The sequence below is a fragment of the Legionella sp. 227 genome (genome assembly GCF_043161935.1).
In the GTDB taxonomy this organism is placed as follows: Bacteria; Pseudomonadota; Gammaproteobacteria; order Legionellales; family Legionellaceae; genus Legionella; species Legionella sheltonii.
On the sequence record NZ_CP171154.1, the window covers coordinates 3,201,094 to 3,222,595 of the forward strand.

Consider the following 21,502-nt stretch of genomic DNA (forward strand, 5'->3'; position numbering starts at 1 on the left):
CTATTAATTAATTTCAATCAAACATAAAACATGACGGGTGAGGGGGGGCACCACTAATAATAAAATGTTAATAAAATCAATTTATAATCCTGGCAACAAGTATAAAAAACCGAGCTCCCTCAATATTATTTGATTAATTTGAACTCAATATGTAATATATTATTTACTTTTATTGAGAAAAAAATGGCTAAATTAAATTTAGAATACGCTACAAATGGTTTAGGGTTCTTTAGTCAAATTCAAAGGGCAAATTCAGTTATTCGTGCAACTAAGAAAAATGATTTAACTTTTAATGCTGAAGATGAGAAAGAAATTGGCCGAAATACAAGCTATGCCGCTTTTCCAGAATTGAGAGACAGAAATACTAAAATAACTTTAGATAGTTTTCGTGGTTGTTTAAATGATAGAGGCATTACAGATGCAGCATTTCAAAATAAAATTTTACATATGACATTGCAAAGCCGAATAGGGATTCATTTTGCAATGAATAAAATAGTTGAGTCATTACTCAATTTAGAAGCTGACTATCCTGTTTGGATGTGTCCAGACTTACCCGAGTATAAAATAGAATTAGTAGTTGTTAATAACAATAGTGTTGATTTTATATTTAAAAGCATTTGGAAAACTCTAGCTCCGGATGACCCAACAGGAGAAACCGTGAATGCGGTTGAGGCCTGTATTAAAATAAATATATCTCGCGAGGTTGTTGCAATCACTTCTTTTGAACTTACAAAATTGTCAGATATGCCAAATGTAACCAAGGCTTTTGAGCTTCTTGAAGCAAATCAGCAAAATATTCTTATGAAACTTATTACGTTCATACGACACGTACTTGGATACAATAGTGAGCTCAGATTGGAAGAACAACAAGAGAATGATCGAAGTTGGGCTCCTGCTCACTGATTAAATAATCGTTGTGAAGCAAAATAAGCAGACACCGCGCATGAAGCGCGGTACGTATTGTCACATAAACCCCCTATGCTTCCTCAGCACCGGCTGTCACATTTCCCATAGTGTAGGAGTGTGCTCCTGTACCGGCTAGTCTGCCTTTATCTACAATAAGATAAACATCACGGATAGGACGTCCTTCTAACCAACACTCTAAAATCTCCCGAGTTCCTGCAGCATAACGAGCTTGAGCAGAGAGTGAAGTTCCCGAAATATGAGGAGTCATGCCTTGATAGGGCATTGATCGCCATGGGTGATCTTTAGGGGCTGGTTGTGGAAACCATACATCACCCGCATAGCCTGCAAGTTGTCCATTTTCACAAGCTTGCACAATGGCCTCACGATTGCATATTTTTCCTCGAGCGGTATTAATTAAATACGAGCCCCGCTTCATTTTATTAATCAATCGTTCATCAAACAAATTTTCTGTCTCAGGCGTCAGAGGGCAATTTATAGTAATTACATCACATGCTTGTACTAGAGACTCCACATCATGATGGAATACAAGACCCAATTCTTTTTCAGTTTTTTCGGGTAAACGATGACGATCTGTATAATGCAACTTAACATCAAAGGGTTTTAAACGTTTCATGACTGCCAAACCTATACGTCCGCATGCTACAGAACCTACAGTCATTCCTTCCAAATCATAGGAACGCACAACGCAATCAGCAATGTTCCAACCTTTTTGAACAACCCACTGATGGGAAGGCAGATAATTACGTACTAAAGAAAGAATCATCATCACGACATGTTCGGCAACACTGATACTGTTTGAATAAGTGACTTCAGCTACAGTAACATTATTTTCCTGTGCAGCTTGCAGGTCTACATGGTCTGAACCGATACCTGCTGTAATGACTAATTGTAGTTTTTTTGCTTTAGCAATTCGTTCAGCAGTTAAATAAGCCGGCCAAAAAGGTTGGGAAATTACCACATCAGCGTCGGGCAATTCTTTCTCAAAAACTGAATTAGGACCTTCCTTATCTGAAGTGACTATGAATTGGTGTCCTTGCGCTTCAAGAAATTGGCGTAAACCCAATGCACCAGAAACAGATCCCAGTAAAGTTCCTGGTTTAAAATCAAAATGCTTAGGAGTAGGGACACTTTGTCCATCAGGATAGTGTTCTATTTTTGGAAGTGTGTCTCGAGCATAATATTTGGGATATCCATTAATCGGATCCTCATAGAGAACACATAAAATTTTAGCCATACATTTTTCCTTAAATAAAATGGTTAAATTGAGGCGAAGCGTTCAATTTTATCTCATCTATTGTGAACGGATAACAGATCGCCAAATTTAGCATCAGGCTCCTATTTGCTAAATTCTCGGAACAAGATAATGAATTTATTCTGTTAACTTGTAAACTATTATCACTAAAAAAATCTTTAAACTATTGTATAATTAATTGTTTTTGTTCAGTAGAGATATTTCATAAAAATAAATAGCTCGTAGCATCATTTAAAATGCTACGAGCTATTTCAAGTAAATTAGATATTAAGGAACTCCATATTTTCTAAGCGCGATAATACCTAATTGGATTTGTAATTATGCTCGTTCACTCGGTCAAGTTGTTCTTCGTTTCGTATTGTTAATCCTGGATATTCCTTTTTGAGCACTGCAATTGCGTCTTTTGCAAATTCCGAATTAATCGTTACCTTAAGCCTATCTGAATGGAAACCAGAACTTGACTGTACTACAGGTTGAACTTGAAATTGCTGGTCTCTTTGGAATGTGTTTCCTTTTTTAGCTTGATCATTGCAAATTGTCACAAGTGCATGATAAGCAAAAGTCATATCGCCGGTAGCAGATAACGTTCCATCTGTCATAACAAGAGAGCCATCACGCTCAACTTCAACTGTTGTCTTGTATTTCATGTTTCTCTCACTTTATGGCCTATTTGTATATAATATTAGCATAATTTATTGGCAAAGCATTAAAGTGTTATTTCTAGATAAAAAACTTTATTCCCGAGAAAAAAGGAATTAGGATTGCTGCATCACAAAATCTAATTCGAGTTATTTAAGATATGACTCATATTGATAACTTAGAAGAATTCCGCGTGGGTGCCTCTCATGAGAGATGATTCTAAGATTGAATTTGCAAATACATTAAGGGGGCTTGCAGCGTTATTTGTCGTTGTTTCTCATTATTTAAGTGCTTTTTGGTATAAGAGAGACTCTATTTCTCATCTAATTAATGCACCTCTATTAACCCCTGAAACCCACGCGACACCAATTTATGTTAAGTGGCTTAACCCATTTCCACTTTTTGACTGGGGTGCTTATGGGGTAGGATTATTTTTTATAATCAGTGGATTTGTTATTCCCTTTTCACTACAGAAGACCAATAGCATTAGTTTTTTCGTGAATCGTTTTTTTCGTATAGTTCCTACTTATGTCATTGGATTTAGTTTTACTTTATGGGCTCTATTTTTAGGTGGAAAATTCTTTATTGCTGGATGGCCATATACGTTTCAGGAAATAATAATTCACTATCTCCCCGGAATTCGAGACATTCTTGCTTCCAGAAATATTGATGTTATCGTCTGGACTCTTGAAGTTGAAATGAAATTCTATCTCATCGCAGCACTATCCATTGTCTGGTTTCGTCGTTATTCTCTAAAGGTTTTTTTTATACCTACATTACTTTTTCTTTTGACCTGCTATATGTCACACAGGATTCCCGAGTGGGCAACAAGTAATTTTGTAGCCTTTATTGGGGCAGAAACATATATGATGTCAGCACAATATATTATTTTTATATTTATTGGTGTTGTTTTGCATTACTTATATTGTCATAAAATTAAAGCTGATTTGGGATATTTTATAATTGGTACTTTATTTGCTATGTTTTGTATCGCTTGGTGGTCAGGGCCTTATTCAGGAAATTTAATCTTGGCATGGAGCTATGCTTTTGCTGTATTAACTTTTTTATTTTCTTCTATATTCCCTCATTTTTTTAAAGCAAATCCTGCATTTAATTTCTTGGCTCGTATTAGTTATCCATTGTATGTCATTCATAGTATCGCGGGTTATATCGTCCTGCGAATTATGTTGGAGATGAAGTTTAAAATTTGGCTATCACTCATTATCGTTATTAGTGCTTCTTTATTATTATCCTGGTTATTGCATGTATTTATTGAGCAGCCTTCTCGCACCTTAGGGAAAAAAATCGCGGCAAAATTAAGCAATAATTTTAAAGGGTCACCCATGTTTATAAAAAAAATGATAAAGTCATCGAGATTAAAACCCTCACAAAATTAATTTAGGAATTTTATGTCAGCTACTGAAACCATTTTAAGTAAACAAGAAAAAAAATGGATCTTAGACAGGCGTATAACAAGACTTTCTGATAATAAAGAAGTGCAAATTTATCCAATGGGCGCTGAACGCTATATCGCATCCGCATTGGCAGGAGATCGAAAAGATAGATATGATCTTCGAGGAGAGATCGAGGGAAAAAATGTCTTGGTCATTCCTGGATATGGAAATAGTAGTTTTCTATTGGCTCAAGCAGGTGCAAAAGCCGTTACTGCCTATGATAAAGATCCCGTTACAATTGCTTGGATGAAAGCATTTAAAAAATATTATCTTTATCGTGAATATGATAATCATGGAAATCCACTTCCTTCAATTGGTGAATTATTCGCTGCACTGACCTCCTGGTATCCTCCTTTAATCCCTTTATCCAGTGGAAAACTCACTAATTTTCTATCCTGGTTAATACTGCCGAATTCATTAAGAAGAACTTATATTCACTACATGGTGACATTGGTTCAACATGCCGTTCGCTCCAAAAGCCAAAGTAATTATGAACTCGATAGAAACATTCAATTCCATGTAGGGACAATAGATCAACTGCTTATGAGTGATAGAACTCAAACGTTTGATACTGCTTTTGTCCCATATTTGCTTGGTGTTGAAAATGGGTTAGAAAAGGAAAAAGAAATAGTAGGTTTTATTGAACAATTAATCAAAATTATTCCTGATGGACACATTCTGGTAACTCCCTCACGGAATACTAAAGAATACTCTATTTTAGGGAAAAGTTATTTTTTAACAACAGGTTATTCATCTATTCAAGAGATACCTCAGTTAAAAACCTATGTTGTGGGAGATGACAAATACTGGTTTCGGACTCAAGGGCTTGCAATATTTGGAGCACGGCACAATTAGTTGGTGCAATATCAATTCATGAATTATTCGATTGGAGATAGTGCTATGGAATACAAAACCTTAGGAAATACAGGCTTGCTTGTTTCTACTCTTTGTTTAGGAACAATGACTTTTGGGGGAAAAGGATTTTGGGAAACAGTTGGGGCGGTTGACCAAGCAGGTGTAGATAAGCTCATCAAAGCTTCTATAGATGCAGGGATAAATTTTTTTGACACTGCGGATATTTACTCCGAAGGAGAAAGCGAGCGTCTTTTAGGGAACTCTTTAAAAAACCTTAATATCGCACGCAAAGACGTAGTGATCGCAACCAAAGTATATGGAAGAGTAGGGCAAGGTTACAATGATATAGGGGCCTCTCGGGGGCATATTATGGATGCTGTTGATGCAAGTCTTCGTCGACTGAATACTGAATATATTGATTTGTATCAAATCCATGGAAATGATCCCATTACCCCAATCGAAGAAACTCTGCGAGCACTGGATGCGTTAGTCCAACAAGGAAAAGTTCGCTATATCGGGTGTTCTAACTGGCAAGCATGGAAAATTGCAAAAGCATTGGGAATTTCTCAATTTAAAAACCTGGCCCGCTTTGATACGTTGCAAGCCTATTATTCCTTGGCTGGACGAGATTTAGAACGAGAAATTATACCTCTATTGGAAGCCGAAAAAACGGGGCTGCTGGTATGGAGTCCACTTGCTGGTGGCTTACTTTCAGGTAAATTCAGCCGTGAAAATCAAACACCAGAACACGCTCGTCGTTCCAGCTTTGATTTTCCCCTTGTCGATAAGGAAAGGGCTTGGAAAATTCTTGATGTGCTCAGACCAATAGCAGCAAACCATAATTGTAGTGTTGCTCGTGTTTCATTAGCCTGGGTGCTTAGCAGACCTGCTGTAACCTCTGTTATTATTGGAGCCAAGCGTATAGAACAGTTAGAGGATAATTTACAGGCTGTGAAACTAAAATTATCAGTTGAAGAACTAAAACAGTTAGATGAGGTGAGTGCCTTACCACCTGAATATCCTGGATGGATGCTTCCTTTTCAAGCGTTAGATCGATTGGAACCATCCGCACAACGTTTTTAAAAGGCCAACTCTATTTTTTAAGATTCTGCATTCATTTCTGGTCCTCGGAACGCAACAAATCGTTTCATCCCGAGCGTACGAGGGATCTCCCATCGTAACACCGTGCTACGACTTGGAGATCCCTCGCTATACTCGGATGACTTGCTGCGCTTCAGCTCATCTTTTTACATCATTTTTATTTTTCACATTTTTATGCCATAAATTATAGCAAGGTGAATAATATAATCAGCCTATGATTTCCATCCAGTTACGGTTTTATGAAGAATTAAATGATTTTCTCCCACCAGAAAAGCGTAAAACGCAGTTTATTCATACCGTAGCACAAAAAACGTCGATTAAAGATCTTATTGAATCGCTTGGGATTCCACATACTGAAATCGAAGTGATATTAGTCAATGGAATATCAGTTGATTTTAACTATCTTGTCCAAGATAAAGATTTAATTTCCGTATATCCTGTTTTTGAAGCTTTTGATGTCAGTGAATTAATTCGACTACACCCCAAACCACTGAGAAAACCTCGCTTTATTCTGGATGTGCATCTTGGAAAACTCGCTAAGTATTTGCGTTTACTCGGATTTGATGTGGTTTATGCAAATAATTTAACGGATGAGTTTATCATTCAGTGCAGTATTAATGAACATCGAATTGTGTTAACACGTGATATCGGGATTTTGAAAAATAAAAGCATTACGCATGGGCATTGGATACACCATACCAATCCTCAACAGCAGGTGGAGGAAGTGTTGCATCAGTTTCAGTTAAAAAAACAGTGCCATCCATTTACTCGATGTCTCGCGTGTAATGGAAAGCTGAAAAGAATTGAAAAAACTACAATTATCGCAGATGTTCCTAAGTTAGCACAAAAATATTATGAAACATTCATGCGGTGCCAATCGTGCAAAAAAATTTATTGGGAGGGTTCGCACTATACTAAATTAAAAACCTGGGTTGAGAAAATTTTGCGCGATAGCGAAGATGAATCCTTAAAATAATAAGAGAAAAATACTGTTAAAAATTTTATACATATTAAACGGATAGTCATCAAAGATACCGTGAATCACTATTCACTGCTAAACTAGTTAAATGCCTAATTTTTTAAATAAGACACTATGATAAATGATCAAATGGATGCATTTTTTAAGTCAAAAGCATTTGCTGTGATTGGTGCCTCATCCAATCGTGGAAAATATGGAAATAAGGTTTTACGTTGTTATTTACAAAATGGTAAAAAAGTTTATCCAGTAAATCCTCAGGAAGATCAAATTGAAGGATTGTCTGTTTTCCCTTCAGTACGAGATTTGCCAGATGAGGTAGAAAGTATTTCCATCATCACCCCACCTGCAGTTACAGAGAAAGTTGTTGAAAATGCAATTCAAAAGGGCATTAAAAATATTTGGATGCAACCAGGTGCAGAAAGTAATAACGCCATTCAAAACTGTAAGCAACATAAAATCAATATCATAGCTGGCGGACCTTGCATTTTAATTGCTTTGGATTATAAAGATCATTAAGTTTTTTTTTACAATTCTCTTGAGCCTATTGATCGCTTTTTGCTCCGACCTATATGAAGAAACTTGCATTTGATTAAGATCATCAGAATGTCCGCGGCACTTAAATAATAGAGGGAGTGATATACAATATCCTCTCTGTCTTTAGAGAAGAATGGCATGTTTTTGTTGCCTATTCAGGATGATAATTTAGCTGTAATTATAAGGGATATCTATGTACATGTGGTTTGAACTATTAGTTATGCTCGTTCTTATCTTAATATCAGCGCAATTATTCTCTAATGCGCTGGAATATTTTGGTGAAAGAATAAACATTTCAACTGGTGTCACCGGTTCAATATTCGCAGCGATTTCTACAGCACTTCCAGAAACAACCGTACCCCTTTTGGCAATTATTGCTGGGACTTCTGATCGACAAATTAATGAAGAAATTAGTGTAGGAGCAATTTTAGGTGCTCCACTAATGTTATCTACCTTATCAACGTTTATCATGGCTTTTTCAGTAATTAAAAAACGGGGTATTAAGGGATACATTGCACCAGAAGTTACTGGATTTAAGAGAGATTTGAATTTTTTCTTAGTCGCATTTACATTCGGTGCTTTAGCAATGTTTCTTCCTCTAAAGCCAAACTATATACGTATTTTATTTAGTGTTACTCTCATTTCTCTTTATTTTATCTATTTATTACTTACATTGAGCGCATCCAAAGCTTTAGTCAAAGATGGACATGCTGTCATCACGAATGAGCCCTTGCTTCTAAACCGGCTAGGCCTAAAAACCAATCTGACAACAATCCTGATTCAATTACTTTTGGGTTTGATTTTATTAGTATTTAGTGCAAAAGGGTTCATTGAGGGAGTACATGAAGTGGCAGACTTTATTGGTGTACCTGTTTTGCTTTTATCATTGCTTATTATTCCTATAGCAACTGAATTGCCGGAAAAGGTAAACAGTGTGATTTGGGTACGCAAAGGCCAAGATACTCTAGGCTTTGGTAATATATGTGGTGCGATGGTTTTTCAGGGAACATTACTACCTGCATTAGGAATACTTTTAACACCTTGGCAACCCTCCAGGATAGTACTCACTGGCATCCTCATCACTTACCTGGCAACAGCATGGTTAAGGTTTAATATTTCAGCACATGGGATTAAAGTAGGTGCATTGCTTTTGAATGGAATTTTATACCTAACCTATCTTGGAATTGTGCTTTTATAATGCATATGGGTAGGACTAACGCGTGCTATCTTCCTTTATTAAAAATTAGGTGACCCTTATTTAATTTTCATAATGAATAAGTTATAAGCTCGTATAACTAGCGCAATAATATTATTTTTTCTTCAGCTAATGGAGTTTATGTTTTATGAAATTTGATGTCATTATTCTTGGCAGTGGAATTGTCGGAGTATCGATTGCAACTCATTTGCAAATGCGAGGACGCTCCGTAGCTTTGATCGATTTGAAATCGCCAGGAAATGAGACATCTTTTGGTAACGCAGGCTTAATCCAGCGTGAAGGAGTATACCCCTATGCATTTCCAAGAGATATTGCTTCGCTCATTAAGTATGCTTTGAACTACTCTCCTGATGTCCGATATCATCCCAAATCGATACTCAAACTGGCACCTTTCTTGTGGAAATATTGGGTTAACTCTCATTCTTATCGTCATGCAAAGATTGCAAAATCTTATGAAACCTTAATCCAACATAGTGTGAATGAACATCACTTTCTTGCCAATGCTGCAAAAGCGCGACATTTGTTGCGGTCAGGAGGATGGATTAAAGTGTTTAGAACCTCAAAAAAACAAGATGCTGAACTTCAATTTGCTGAGCAGTGCAAATCGGAGTATGGCATCCAATTTGAGTTCCTTGATTCATCTGCATTACATGAGGTTGAGCCCGAGCTCGATAAATCATTATTAAGCGCTCTTCGCTATGTGGACTCAGAAACTGTAAGCGACCCTGGCGCGTTGGTATCTGCCTACGCAAAATATTTTGAACACCTTGGTGGCCAGTTCTTTTTTGGCGATGCATTCACTTTATCCAATCAATGGACCGTTCAAACAGTGCAGGGGCTAATCCATGCGGACGCTGCTGTGATTGCATTAGGACCCTGGTCCGATGTTTTATGCTCAAGGCTAGGATATCGTTTTCCACTGGCAGTGAAACGTGGATATCACATGCATTATGCAAAAGGGCAAAATGCACACCTGTATCATCCTGTACTTGATATAGAAAATGGTTATTTAATCGCGCCCATGGCAAGGGGGATTCGTCTTACAACAGGCGCAGAATTTGCCACACGCGACTCAAAAAAAACTCCGGTGCAGCTTGATTTGGTAGAACCTATAGCTCGTACGCTTTTCCCAATTACCACGCGAATTGATGAATCTCCCTGGATGGGGTGTAGGCCATGTACTCCTGATATGCTCCCCATTATTGGCCCAGCTCCCCGACATAAGGGACTTTGGTTTGCATTTGGACACGCACATCATGGTTTGACTTTGGGACCTATTACAGGTCGTTTACTTGCTGAAATGATGACCAAAGAGGACTTAATCGTTGATCCATTGCCGTTTAGTGCCAATCGATTTACTACATAAAACAACACATTTCATTGTAAGATGAATTAAAATCGCGAATTTATCGAGTAGGAGATATGAATGAGTGAGCCATTTAAAATCATTACTGATTTTAAAGAAAATGATGTTGTTGCTAAAATCATTTATGAAAATTTAAAAAAATTTAATGAATCGATTATTGGCAATTATGAAGCAAAACCTTTTATTATCCATGCACAAAATGAGGTATCGGAAGTTCTTGGCGGAATTAAAGGAGATATCTTTGGTAAGCTGTGTCGAGTATTCACCGTTTGGATCCATGAGCAATATCGTCGCCAGGGATTAGGACGTGAATTGTTTGAACAACTAGATGTATTCGCAAAAGAAAATCACTGCCAAATGATTCAACTGGATACTGCAGAATTCCAAGCAAAGGGTTTCTATCAAAAACTGGGGTATCAAGTAATTGCCACATTACCTGATAATTTTATGGGTTATACCAGTTACATTTTGAGAAAAAATTTACTCTAAGTATTCCTGTTTAATTAGAGCGAGTGCTAATCCCATGTTAAAACAATATATTTTTAAAAATCGCTTAAACTTAGACAATCAAAATTTGGAACGCCTTCCTAATGAATTGGGCCATTTAAACTTTTTAGAAAGTATCAGTCTTTATAATAATCAATTAAAAGAACTGTCTGATGAAATCTGGACTATCAAATCATTACGCCATTTAAATGCTTCAGCAAACAATATCAACTCAATATCGGAGCAAATAGAGGCTTTAGAAAAGCTAGAAACTTTAGATATGAATGGCAATAAACTTTCTGCATTACCCGATAACTTATATAAACTTCCTTTAACAAAATATTTATATATGGCAGATAATGAGTTCTCTATGATTCCAAATGTAGTTACTCAGTTGCGTCGATTAGAGTATTTAAATTTTTCTGGTAATAAAATAAAACAATTACCTGAAGATATGGGTGGTTTGGAGAGCTTGATAGAGCTTCGAATTTATAATAACCAAATCAGTACAATACCAAGTTCGATAGGAGAATGTAACAAGATCAGAGAATTGCACTTGATGAATAACCAAATTAAAAATCTTCCATATGAAATTGGTCATTTGACCGAGTTAAGGATTCTTGATTGCTCTGATAATCAAATAGAACAGGTTCCTCAGACTTTAGGGTTTTTGGATTCACTAAAAATTTTAAATTTACGTAATAATAATTTAAATTCACTTATAGATGAGATAGGAAATTTGTCGGAGCTGATTTACTTAGACTTAAGAAACAATCAGTTAACCGAATTGCCTATGAGTATATTAAAACTCAAAAAGCTAGAAAAGTTGGATTTAAGATGTAATAAAAAGTTTGAATATCCAAATTGGTTATTTGAATTGGAAAGTCATGGTTGCGTCCTAATGCATTAGTGCTTGAAATTTAAATAAACAACAATGAGAGTTGATTGAAAGCAATTTTATCTATTTGTCTCTTTAAAATTATTTCCATTTTGGAAAATTTAAATTTCGAAAGTACTGTATTATCAAAATCGCCCATATAGCATAAATTATGCTCACCATAGTCAAAAAAGGGTGAGAAATGACAAAATTTAGAGATTTGCGAATATCAAGTTATGAGTGGTGCAAAACTTCTCGGAAAATCGGAAACAATTATGTGGAAGTTCCTCTCATTTCATATAGGATACGTGATCTGCCACAATTGAGTGAGATGGATTTGCCATCTAAATTATTTCAAGATGAAGATTTTGTCGTACCGCCAAAAGATAATGGTCGCTACTGGGTCAAAGCAAAGATAGGAAAACTTTATCTCGAATGGATACCCGGAGGGAAAGGAAGCTTTAGTTTAAATATTAAATATATAGATAAACAAAATCGAACCCTACGGTCATTTTTGAATTTACAAAATCCACGACATTCAAATATTGAGTTTGAAGATTTATTGCCCTTTGATTTGAGTACCTATTATTCTAGTCGTACAGGTAATTTGTCGCGAAGTGCCAGCTTTGCACGTGAGCAAAGAAGCTGTGCTTATGAATTGAAAATGATTCTCACCAAATTGCTTCTGGATGAAACGCCTACTGCAGATGAACTGAGAAACTTCCAGGAAAATTATAGGAAACTTTATATTATAGGAAATTCAGCGCAATCTCACGGGCACATTAAAAAAGCACAATTTCAACCCTTAAAAGATATTACATATTTTGGTCTTAATTCTCATAAAAAACCTGCTACTTTGTTTGAAGTATCAGCAAAAATAGGGGCCATTGCCTTAAATAATTTGTCTATCAGTGAGAAAGAAATTGGCGATGTTTTAAGGGAATACCTTGAGGTTACGGGCAATAAAATAGATATATTTGACAAAAAAGAGGTTCAATTGGAAATATTGACTACTCTAATAGATAAAGGACGAGTTCCTTTAAAGTCGATAGTTGATGATATAGAGCCTCTATTACAAAATGCGATTCGCAGTTTAAAGAAGCAGCAAAGAACTACTCGATATTTTTCAAGTGATGATTTTACTGTCAAAAATAAAACTGGTGCCGAGATTGATCAATGGCTGCAAGAAAAATTGTTTCAAGACCTTTCTCTTAAAGAACGCAAAAATGGATATCTTTTAGGATTGGAAAGTATCATTAACGATTTGGATCCTGCACAAAAAAAGAGCTTGGGACTCTGTATTTTAAATAATCCAAACCATTTCTTAAAAAAAGAAAGAGACTTTTTTCGTTCTTTAGAGTATTCCAATGATACATACTCTATCTTTCAACTGGTTAAAAAGCTCATGCTCGGAGAACAAAAAAACAACACGCTTATTATTCATGATGAGGAACATCATCAAGATCATGTTCTTTCTCGCTATGTATAACAAATCAATCTAAAATTAACGGCTTGCATCCAGGATAGGGGACAAATTCCGGATGCAAGAGCTCTAGGCAAACTTACTTTATATTTTGTTAAAATATTCGGATTGAACGTTGAACGTCGTTTTCTTCATTTACATCTATGCATGGAGACGTTTCATCTACATTAAGTTTCATATTTAGCTTCGTTAGTTCTTGTTCCAGTGCTCTAGCCCACTTATATACTCCGTTAGTGGTTTCAATAGGTTGATACTTAAAAAAACTCTTAGGTAGTACTGTTCGTAAATGATCAATGCCAGCCAATAAACAACGTTTGACACTTTTCGCACAATTATTTTTGATTAGCATATAATTTTCATTTCTTTCGTTTTCCATGGCTTTAATCACTGCTAACTCATCAACGAAATAACGTAATCCACACTCACTGGTAGGGAGACTTATCGAATGGTCCGGGTGTCGTCCATCAGTTTTGTATAGTGTTTTTATTGACATTTCTTGACGGGAAAGAAAATCTGCACGTTCATTGATCTCTGATTTTAATGCCGCTATCTTCGTTTCATCTATATTTTGCAATTTTTCATTGAGATCACCAAGTTGGACTTGAAGTCGACTCATTTCTTTATCAACCTGATCGATTTCAGTTTGATTTTCTTGCATTTGTTCTTGATAAGCACTTTGTTTTTGTATTCTCATTTTTTCGAGCTCAGCTAACTCCTCGGACAGCTCTAGATTCTCCTTTTGCAACATATCAAGCATTTGAATTACAGACTTCATTTCCTTATAGGTGTTATTCGCAGGATTGTAAATTTTTTCTAAGATACTTGATTTCTTATGAAGAAAAGTGATTTTTTGATTATTTTTAACTAACTTATTGGTTAAATTATCTGTTTTTTCCTTGAGTTCATCCAGTGCCTTTTGACAGCGTTTACTCAGGTCATCTCGTAAACTAATTAATTCGTGCTGTTTTGATAGTAACGTATTAAGTTGTGCTAGAATATTTTTTTTATTGTCTAAATCACTATCTAAGTTCCAAGTTTTAACGATTTTATCAAGGTTTTCTTTTTTATCTTTATCGACTTTTTTTAGACCCTCTTGATAGTAGGGATGTTCAATGGGATGCGTTGAGCCTTTGCCAATTACTTCTCTTTGCATATCGGATTCATGATCAGATATTTCTGGCTTAACTCCTTTACATTTCGGTGCAAGATGCAAAAAATGGAAAAAATCTTGAGCCAATTGACTTCTTGAGGGGGTACTCTTGGGCCAGAAACTGTGGGTTACTTCAACGCTTCTGAGGGTTTTTCGTCTATAATATTTGCCCGCATTACCTTCAACCAGTTCAGGTACATAACTAAGACTCTTTTTTACAAAAAAATGGCTTGGATTATCTTCTAGTTTTGCGAAGCCGCGCGAGCGCTCATTAAGCTCCATGTAAAAGTTAGCATGCCCGATATTTTCATCTCCATCGGAGGCTAATAATGGACCAAAAAATCGGTTTTTTATCCGTTTGCCAAAAATTTGCGTTGTTGAAAGCCAAACATTTACTTGAATCATAAAAGCCTTATTTCTTTTATATCAAAAAAACGATGAAAAATCACACACTTAGAGCTGTCTAATCTGTATCTTATATTAAACTATTTGTTTTTCAAGTACTCAGTTCTATTTTTTATTGAAAAAAAAGTGGCTTTTCAATTTTGCATAATGACATTTATTTATAGAGAATGCGAATATAAAAAACTTACTCTCATGCAACCCAGAAAGAGAGATATTTTTATATTTTTTTAAACTTTTATGGAGAATTTCAACTAATGCAAGCGCTCAATTATTATTTGATTTTTGCCTCCTTTTTTAGCTTGATATAGTGCCTTATCAGCAAGGTTAATCACGGTTTCAATATTCGATGAATAATCAAAATGAATATTAACAATCCCTATACTTAATGTCACTTGCTCCAAAATGGTCTGATCATTAATATTGGAATCATCAGCATGAACTATTTTTTTTTGAAATAAACCGTTTATTGTTTGACATACAGAGAGGGCTTCTTCAAGAGGCTGATTGGCAAGAATTGCAGCAAACTCATCGCCGCCAAGCCGGAAAAGCGTATCATTTGTTCGTTGACAAACACTATTGAGAAGTTCCGCAATACCGATTAAAAATTTATCACCATAAGGATGGCCAAAATTGTCATTAATTAATTTAAAATTATCAACATCCATAGAGATAAGATTTAAAGGATATCTATTGCGTTTGGCGCGTTGAAGCTCCTGCGGTAATAAAAACTCAAAATGTCTTCTGTTATATAGCCCCGTTAAAGGATCTGTTATCGATATAATTTGTAACTCATAAATCAATGTTTCTCTTTCTTGGGATAATTGAAATGTTTTATGCAATAATTTCATATTAATTTTTGCAGCAATAAGAAGCATCACAACAAACAATAAAAACATAGTCGCCAAAAGGGCTCTGTCCATGTCCAGAACTGAATAATTATAGGCAATTACTGGCAAAAACATGGGAACTATATAAGCATAATATGCTGGTAAACAAACAGAGAGTGTCGCAATTGAACCAGCGCTCATTCCGCCAAATACTAAAATAATAATGAACTCATAGAGTTCAGTTACATAAGCTAAGGAAATTAAGTAGCAAGCCCCCCATGCAATACCCATTAGTAGAGTGAGTAAAATAAACTTGATTAAAATGGATTGCTTTTCTCCTTGATATAAATCGTTCTTAATAATTTGTCTACACAAATTCCATCTAATAAAACTAATGATTAATATTCCGCAATACCAAGCACTAATGAGTAAGAAGGGGACCTGATGATATAAAATAAGAGCGAGCAACGAGGCCAAAATAATATTAAAAGGAATGGCCTTTTTAGAACCTTCTATAAGGAGTAATGTGGCTTCCTTGCCTAACTTAAAGATCATCTCATTTCTCTTTGATAGTTCCTTTTTGTCTACTACATAGTATAGCTGGTGATACTCAAGTATCATTAAACGCACAGATAACTATCTTGAAGTGACAGGAGTGCAATTATGTCCAAATACTCTCCAGCATGGCCTCATGGCGATATAATTGAAGTATTTGAAGGTATCTATGTTGTCCGTGGTACTAACATCACTTATTTTGATGATAGAAAGATTCAGCACAGTAGAAATATGACAATTATTGAATCGAACGGGGCCTTAACCCTAGTTAATACCGTACGATTGAATGAAATTGGATTACAAGCTCTTGATAAATTAGGTACCGTCAAACATGTTTTGAGCATTGGGGCATTTCATGGAAGAGATGATCAATTTTATGTAGATAGATCTCACGCCAGCCTATGGTCTGTTCCTACTGAAGAAAAATCTCATAGTGTACGATATTTACAGGACAAGGATGAACTACCAATAAAAAACAGCCATTTTTTCATGTTCAAAAGCTCATCTCCCTTTGAGGGCTTCATATATATTGAAGATCATGAGGGTATTATTATTACTTGTGACAGCATAAAGAATTGGGTTGAAATTGATGAATTCTTTAGTGAAGATACTGCAAAAATGGCGTTATCTCATGGAGAAATAGCAAAAGCACGAATTTCACCTATATGGCTTAATGCGACAGGAGTTCATAAGGCTGATTTCGACTCTTTATTACAATTGAGATTCAAACATCTTATTAGCGCTCATGGAAATGTATTAAGAGATACAGCCTATTCTGATGTTAAAAATTCTATAGAACAATTGAGTTGACCCATCGCATTAGAATCAGCTATACAACTGGAATTGCAGTGCGAGAGGAACGATAGGGGGCATAACAGAAAAAAATATTCTAATTTTTAAAAAATATCTTGAAATGCTATATCTAGAACACCATTGGGTTCAAACATCGATTTAAAATGCTCTAGACTCACTCGTTTTAATTGATCGCTTTGATTGGGTGAAAGCAAATCGAGTCCATAAAGAGCGATATCCTCGATAATTCGTTCATGCCTGTAATAAGACAAAACCGATTTATTGATAATAACCTCACCATAGCCTTCATAAAAATAAGCTACTTCTGCAGATAAATTCCAAACATTGCCAACGCCACCGCCTATAAACATAAGATCGCGTTCTTTGGGAGCCATCATGGGGTCGTCCCAATCAATAATGTAAAATGATTCATCCGAAGTCATTAAAATGTTTCCGGCATGTATATCTGCATGACACAAGACGTAATCATGTGCATCAAATTGTATTTGTTTCACCAATTCTTCTGCCGAATTAACGAGTCGATTAATCGAATCGAATTGTTTTAGATAATAATTTTTAAAATCTATAGTCGTTGTACTGGTGGATGTATCTGATTCTATTTGAGAGTATAAAGATTTAACAATTTCGCGCCATTTTGGAGAATAGGTTTCTTTTCTTAGTGATTTTTGAAGAGCAAGCGGTATGGATAATGTATGAATTTGCTTTAATGTTTTTCCTAACTTGATCCACTGATTTTTAGTTAATACCTGCTGGAATCCATTGTGACCCTCAATAAAAGGATAAACAATGATTTTAAAGTCATTTAATTGTATGAATAATTTGCCATCAACTGAACAAACGGGAAAAATAATTTCCTTTACGTGTGAATCATGCAGTAACTTAATAACATCCATGTGGGTTTCTTCATGGTTACCGTATTTAAGTTTTAAAAAATAGGAATTAGCCGAATCATTTACTTTGTATACCAATGCATTCATGTCAGCGCCTAATTGAAGCGGCAGAATATCTTTTGCATTGATCGCGTAGTGATTTTTTAATAGCTCAATCAGCTGCTGTTCGGGAATTGGTTGACCTGGCATACACAAAGTTTTAGTAGGTTTGAATTATGTTGCATATGTTATAACAAAAGACAAAATCTGAGTACTTTTGCTCATAATTTAAATCGCGCGAATCTGCGTTCGACAAATCCCAACAATCGAAACCTAGCTCCAACGTTAGGAGGCAAATGCTAGTTGTTTAACGTGGACTTTAGGTTACTGACTGTTGTTCAATTTTAGTTATTCTATTCTTTGATACTAATTTTATTCCTAGGTCATCATTTAAATTTTTGAATACCACCATGAGCCTATAATTCAGGCGATTTATGGGTAATTTGATTAGGCATACTATAATAATAAGCATCAGTCCAAAATTCGGATGATCCCAAAAAAATATCTCATTCCAAAGTATGTCTTTCGACGGAGTTATCATGAGAGAAAAAACTAAACGAAAAGCACAATTCCAGGCTTCGCCAATCGGAGGAGACAACTTCGATGCGCATGAAACCCAACTTAATTTTGAAGATCTGGGAGAGATTTTTGCTCATTATGGAGAAAAACATGGTATTCGTTTGATAAGGAATGGAGATTTTAATAGGCACATTCTGCTAGGTAATATTAATGGTCTTGCTGCTCAACTTGATGCAGTAACCGCTAAAACGCAACCGTACTATAATTTTTTAAAAATATGCGAATTCAGTGATTCTGCTGTTTTAAAGTCATCTACACACCTTTCAACTAAAGATTTACATGAGCTTTATAGTTTTCTCAAATCTAAAGGATTTCTGGAAAACAACCGATTAAAAAAAGATCTAAATCCAGAGCAAAGACACGAGATAGAGACTTTTTGCCAAACAAAATTATCTGTTCAAGATAAAGCTAAATTAGAAAAACGAAGAGAACGTTTGAGTAAAGATTTTAAAGTAAAAATGCTCACTTGTTGCTTAACAAAAGAGCAAGCAATAGATGAAATTCTTGCTATCCAAAAGTCCCTTGGTGAAAAGGAGATGGTTGGATATGTATTTACAAACAATGAGCGTGGCAAAGGAATCAGACGACAAACACATTGGGAAGCCGTCATAATTACCAAACATGATATTATTAAACCAGTAGAGTGGCTCGACCAACCTGTAAAGTCAATCTTATATCACACTGATGGGAGATTAAACTCTGCAGCTTTTTTTTCTCCGAGAACGGACTTTTTCCCTGATGAAGGAATCCCTGACCAGCAGGTCAATCGAAGCCATCGCGGTGCGCTTAGTGTTCTATATCTTAAAAAACTATTGCAAAATAATGGCAAAGCGCTATCTGAAGACAGTTTAAGAATTCCGCTTTATGATGAAAAGGATCAGCTAAATTATGTTTTTATTCCTCCACCCGATGTGATGCAATACGCACCAAGCGATCAATTTATAAAATTTTACCAAAAGCTGATGGGAAAAAAAGTGGAGACCTCCTCAGGTCAACCAACCCCTAATAATCTGAGACAATTATTGATGGAATCGAAAAGAAGAGCGGAATTGAAAGGCGATCCTAAGACCGCTGAACATAATCAGAATTTAATCAATAAATTGGATGCTTTCAGCGAGAAATGGTTGCGAGGCTGTGAAGAGGCTTGTAAAAAAAGGGACGCAATGTTTCATAATAACGATAAGAACAGCTATAACCTCTATCTTGCTTACGCTGCAAAACAATTAAAAGATTTAGTGCTTTCTCGTAAAGAAGAACGAGTTGATCCGGATTCAACCGCTGGAAAGAAACAGGAAAAAGAACAGGAAAAAGAACAGGAAACGACTAATGAGCAGGTCAACGATTATCAAGAGAATAGTGTAGGGGCGGGGACAAGCACACCTCAGAAAGAAGCCCAACCCCAAACATCAATAGCCCAAAAGGATCCAAACGAAAAATTTATAGAAGATTTGGAAAAATATATTGCCACGCGCACATCCGAGGCAGGGGGGCACGATTTAGCATCTCACCATCGTACAAAGATAATCACTCTTAAATTTGGTTATAGTGCTGAACAAAAAATAACAGCAGCAAATAAACTGATTTATGCTTTGAATATGCAAGATAATCTTGATCAAATACCGATGGAAATGCAATTAACTGAGACTGATATTGGCGCATTGACTACTTCCAGGCTTTACGGAAATGTGATTAAGAAACACTTGGAGCTGTTTAATCATATACTTGAGAACTTACCGGAAAATCAAAATTTCAATAACTTTAGACAGGATATGTGATGATTATTTCGTTCATATGACGATTTAGCAATCAATGATTTTTGTTTTACTAAGAATATCAATTTCTTTATTTTTAAAACCTAAAAAATTGATTATAAAAGTGGTGATTATGTACGCAATAGGTTAAACCAATTGCGCCTGCCCATTAAATTCGCGATAATCAGTAATTAATACACAACTGATAAGTAAACAATGCTGAATATTCTAGAGAATATTGATTTAACACCTTTAAACACATTGCACCTAAAATCAGTAGCCTCTCATTATATTGTCTTAAATCAAGTCGAACAATTAGATGAAATCAGAGCGATTATTTCTAATTATCCCAAGTTCTTTATTTTGGGAGGAGGGAGTAATTTAATTTTACCCGCCATATATCAAGGTTTAGTTATTCATAATAAGTTACGTGGTATCACAATTACTGATTTTGGCCAAGAAAAGATTGTTACGGCAATGGCTGGTGAGAACTGGGATGAGTTTGTCGCTTATTGTATCCAGCATGGTGCTTTTGGGTTGGAAAATTTAAGCTTAATCCCTGGTACGGTGGGTGCATCGCCAATTCAGAATATCGGTGCGTATGGAGTCGAGGTTAAAGATTTTATCAAAGAAGTTGTGGTCTATGATCTTCAAGCTGGAAAACTAATTAGCCTTAGCAGCAGCGAATGTCAATTTAGTTATCGGAACAGTTTTTTAAAAAACAATTGGCGTTTTATTGTTATTAGCGTCAGTTTTACTCTATTAACGGAGCCCAATCTTAATACAAAATACGGCGATGTAGCGCAAAGACTCTATTCTTTAACTCATCCAACACCATATGACCTTCGCAACATAATCATTAGTATTCGTCAAAGTAAATTGCCTGACCCCAAGGAGTTAGGTAATGCAGGTAGTTTTTTTCATAATCCTATCATACCTAAAGAAATGGCGCAGAAGTTATGTATTCAAAATCCTAATTTACCGGTTTTTCCAACACCTAATCCCGAGAAAATCAAAGTATCAGCAGGGTGGCTGATTGATAGTTTGGGTCTGAAAGGATTGCGACAAGGAAATGTTGGGATTTACCAGCAGCATGCATTGGTTATGGTAAATTATGGCGGCGCCTATCAAACAGAATTATTGAAATTTGCAGATTGGATTCAATTGAAAATCAAAGAACATTACGATGTACAACTTAATATCGAACCCATTATTTTAGATTGAACTTCAAGACATAAAGATCTGACAAATCTGCAAATCCTTTGCTGTTTTTATAGGGGCTGCTTATAACGAAAAGTTGCTAAACGCAGGCCAAGAGATGAAG

At 35.7% G+C, this 21,502-nt stretch carries 19 protein-coding genes; 14 read left to right on the forward strand and 5 right to left on the reverse strand.

The genetic code is table 11. From position 1 onward, the window contains the following. Nucleotides 1–183: 183 nt before the first annotated feature. Nucleotides 184–903, forward strand: a complete 720-nt coding sequence (locus ACF8MK_RS13915) for a hypothetical protein (RefSeq protein WP_392537155.1) — start codon at nt 184–186, stop codon at nt 901–903. A gap of 73 nt (nt 904–976) precedes the next feature. Here ACF8MK_RS13915 and ACF8MK_RS13920 read toward each other — a convergent pair whose 3' ends face one another. Then, nucleotides 977–2,161 (reverse strand): NAD-dependent formate dehydrogenase, encoded by a 1,185-nt coding sequence (locus ACF8MK_RS13920; protein ID WP_392537156.1) that lies wholly within the window; start codon nt 2,159–2,161, stop codon nt 977–979. Between the two features lie 320 nt (nt 2,162–2,481). After that, on the reverse strand, nt 2,482–2,826 hold the full coding sequence (locus tag ACF8MK_RS13925) for a hypothetical protein (RefSeq protein WP_392537157.1): 345 nt from the start codon (nt 2,824–2,826) through the stop codon (nt 2,482–2,484). 198 nt (nt 2,827–3,024) lie between these two features. On the opposite strand from ACF8MK_RS13925, the gene ACF8MK_RS13930 reads away from it, so the two are divergent. The 10 genes from ACF8MK_RS13930 to ACF8MK_RS13975 all read left to right on the forward strand — a co-directional run bounded on the left by ACF8MK_RS13930 (nt 3,025) and on the right by ACF8MK_RS13975 (nt 13,175). Then, nucleotides 3,025–4,215: an acyltransferase family protein gene (locus ACF8MK_RS13930; RefSeq protein WP_392537158.1), complete on the forward strand. Its 1,191-nt coding sequence runs from the start codon at nt 3,025–3,027 to the stop codon at nt 4,213–4,215. A gap of 12 nt (nt 4,216–4,227) precedes the next feature. Beyond that, entirely contained in the window at nt 4,228–5,127 is a 900-nt protein-coding gene (locus tag ACF8MK_RS13935; protein WP_392537159.1) for an ABC transporter permease, read from the forward strand. A gap of 45 nt (nt 5,128–5,172) precedes the next feature. After that, on the forward strand, nt 5,173–6,210 hold the full coding sequence (locus tag ACF8MK_RS13940; RefSeq protein WP_392537160.1) for an aldo/keto reductase: 1,038 nt from the start codon (nt 5,173–5,175) through the stop codon (nt 6,208–6,210). A 232-nt stretch (nt 6,211–6,442) separates the two neighbouring features. After that, nucleotides 6,443–7,204: a Mut7-C RNAse domain-containing protein gene (locus tag ACF8MK_RS13945; protein WP_392537161.1), complete on the forward strand. Its 762-nt coding sequence runs from the start codon at nt 6,443–6,445 to the stop codon at nt 7,202–7,204. Between the two features lie 117 nt (nt 7,205–7,321). Beyond that, nucleotides 7,322–7,723: a CoA-binding protein gene (locus tag ACF8MK_RS13950; protein ID WP_392537162.1), complete on the forward strand. Its 402-nt coding sequence runs from the start codon at nt 7,322–7,324 to the stop codon at nt 7,721–7,723. 217 nt (nt 7,724–7,940) lie between these two features. Then, nucleotides 7,941–8,939, forward strand: coding sequence for a sodium:calcium antiporter (locus ACF8MK_RS13955; protein WP_392537163.1), 999 nt, complete (start codon nt 7,941–7,943; stop codon nt 8,937–8,939). Between the two features lie 145 nt (nt 8,940–9,084). Continuing rightward, entirely contained in the window at nt 9,085–10,323 is a 1,239-nt protein-coding gene (locus tag ACF8MK_RS13960) for an NAD(P)/FAD-dependent oxidoreductase (RefSeq protein ID WP_392537164.1), read from the forward strand. Nucleotides 10,324–10,383: 60 nt separating this feature from the next. Next, on the forward strand, nt 10,384–10,812 hold the full coding sequence (locus ACF8MK_RS13965) for a GNAT family N-acetyltransferase (RefSeq protein WP_392537165.1): 429 nt from the start codon (nt 10,384–10,386) through the stop codon (nt 10,810–10,812). A 34-nt stretch (nt 10,813–10,846) separates the two neighbouring features. After that, the gene (locus ACF8MK_RS13970) at nt 10,847–11,719 is read left to right on the forward strand and encodes a leucine-rich repeat domain-containing protein (RefSeq protein WP_392537166.1); all 873 of its coding nucleotides are present in this window, start codon (nt 10,847–10,849) and stop codon (nt 11,717–11,719) included. 169 nt (nt 11,720–11,888) lie between these two features. Beyond that, the gene (locus ACF8MK_RS13975) at nt 11,889–13,175 is read left to right on the forward strand and encodes a hypothetical protein (protein WP_392537167.1); all 1,287 of its coding nucleotides are present in this window, start codon (nt 11,889–11,891) and stop codon (nt 13,173–13,175) included. Between the two features lie 88 nt (nt 13,176–13,263). Here the strand turns inward: ACF8MK_RS13975 and ACF8MK_RS13980 are convergent, their stop codons facing one another. Continuing rightward, nucleotides 13,264–14,724: a coiled-coil domain-containing protein gene (locus ACF8MK_RS13980; RefSeq protein ID WP_392537168.1), complete on the reverse strand. Its 1,461-nt coding sequence runs from the start codon at nt 14,722–14,724 to the stop codon at nt 13,264–13,266. 251 nt (nt 14,725–14,975) lie between these two features. After that, nucleotides 14,976–16,106, reverse strand: coding sequence for a GGDEF domain-containing protein (locus ACF8MK_RS13985; protein WP_392537169.1), 1,131 nt, complete (start codon nt 16,104–16,106; stop codon nt 14,976–14,978). Nucleotides 16,107–16,214: 108 nt separating this feature from the next. On the opposite strand from ACF8MK_RS13985, the gene ACF8MK_RS13990 reads away from it, so the two are divergent. Further along, a complete protein-coding gene (locus ACF8MK_RS13990; protein ID WP_392537170.1) occupies nt 16,215–16,916 on the forward strand; it encodes a hypothetical protein in 702 nt (233 codons plus the stop codon). Nucleotides 16,917–17,002: 86 nt separating this feature from the next. Here ACF8MK_RS13990 and ACF8MK_RS13995 read toward each other — a convergent pair whose 3' ends face one another. Continuing rightward, entirely contained in the window at nt 17,003–17,998 is a 996-nt protein-coding gene (locus ACF8MK_RS13995) for a phosphotransferase (protein ID WP_392537171.1), read from the reverse strand. A gap of 389 nt (nt 17,999–18,387) precedes the next feature. Here ACF8MK_RS13995 and ACF8MK_RS14000 point away from each other — a divergent pair, with 389 nt between their 5' ends. Further along, a complete protein-coding gene (locus tag ACF8MK_RS14000; RefSeq protein ID WP_392537172.1) occupies nt 18,388–20,202 on the forward strand; it encodes a hypothetical protein in 1,815 nt (604 codons plus the stop codon). A gap of 192 nt (nt 20,203–20,394) precedes the next feature. Next, on the forward strand, nt 20,395–21,402 hold the full coding sequence (gene murB, locus ACF8MK_RS14005; protein WP_392537173.1) for a UDP-N-acetylmuramate dehydrogenase: 1,008 nt from the start codon (nt 20,395–20,397) through the stop codon (nt 21,400–21,402). Nucleotides 21,403–21,502: the final 100 nt, after the last annotated feature.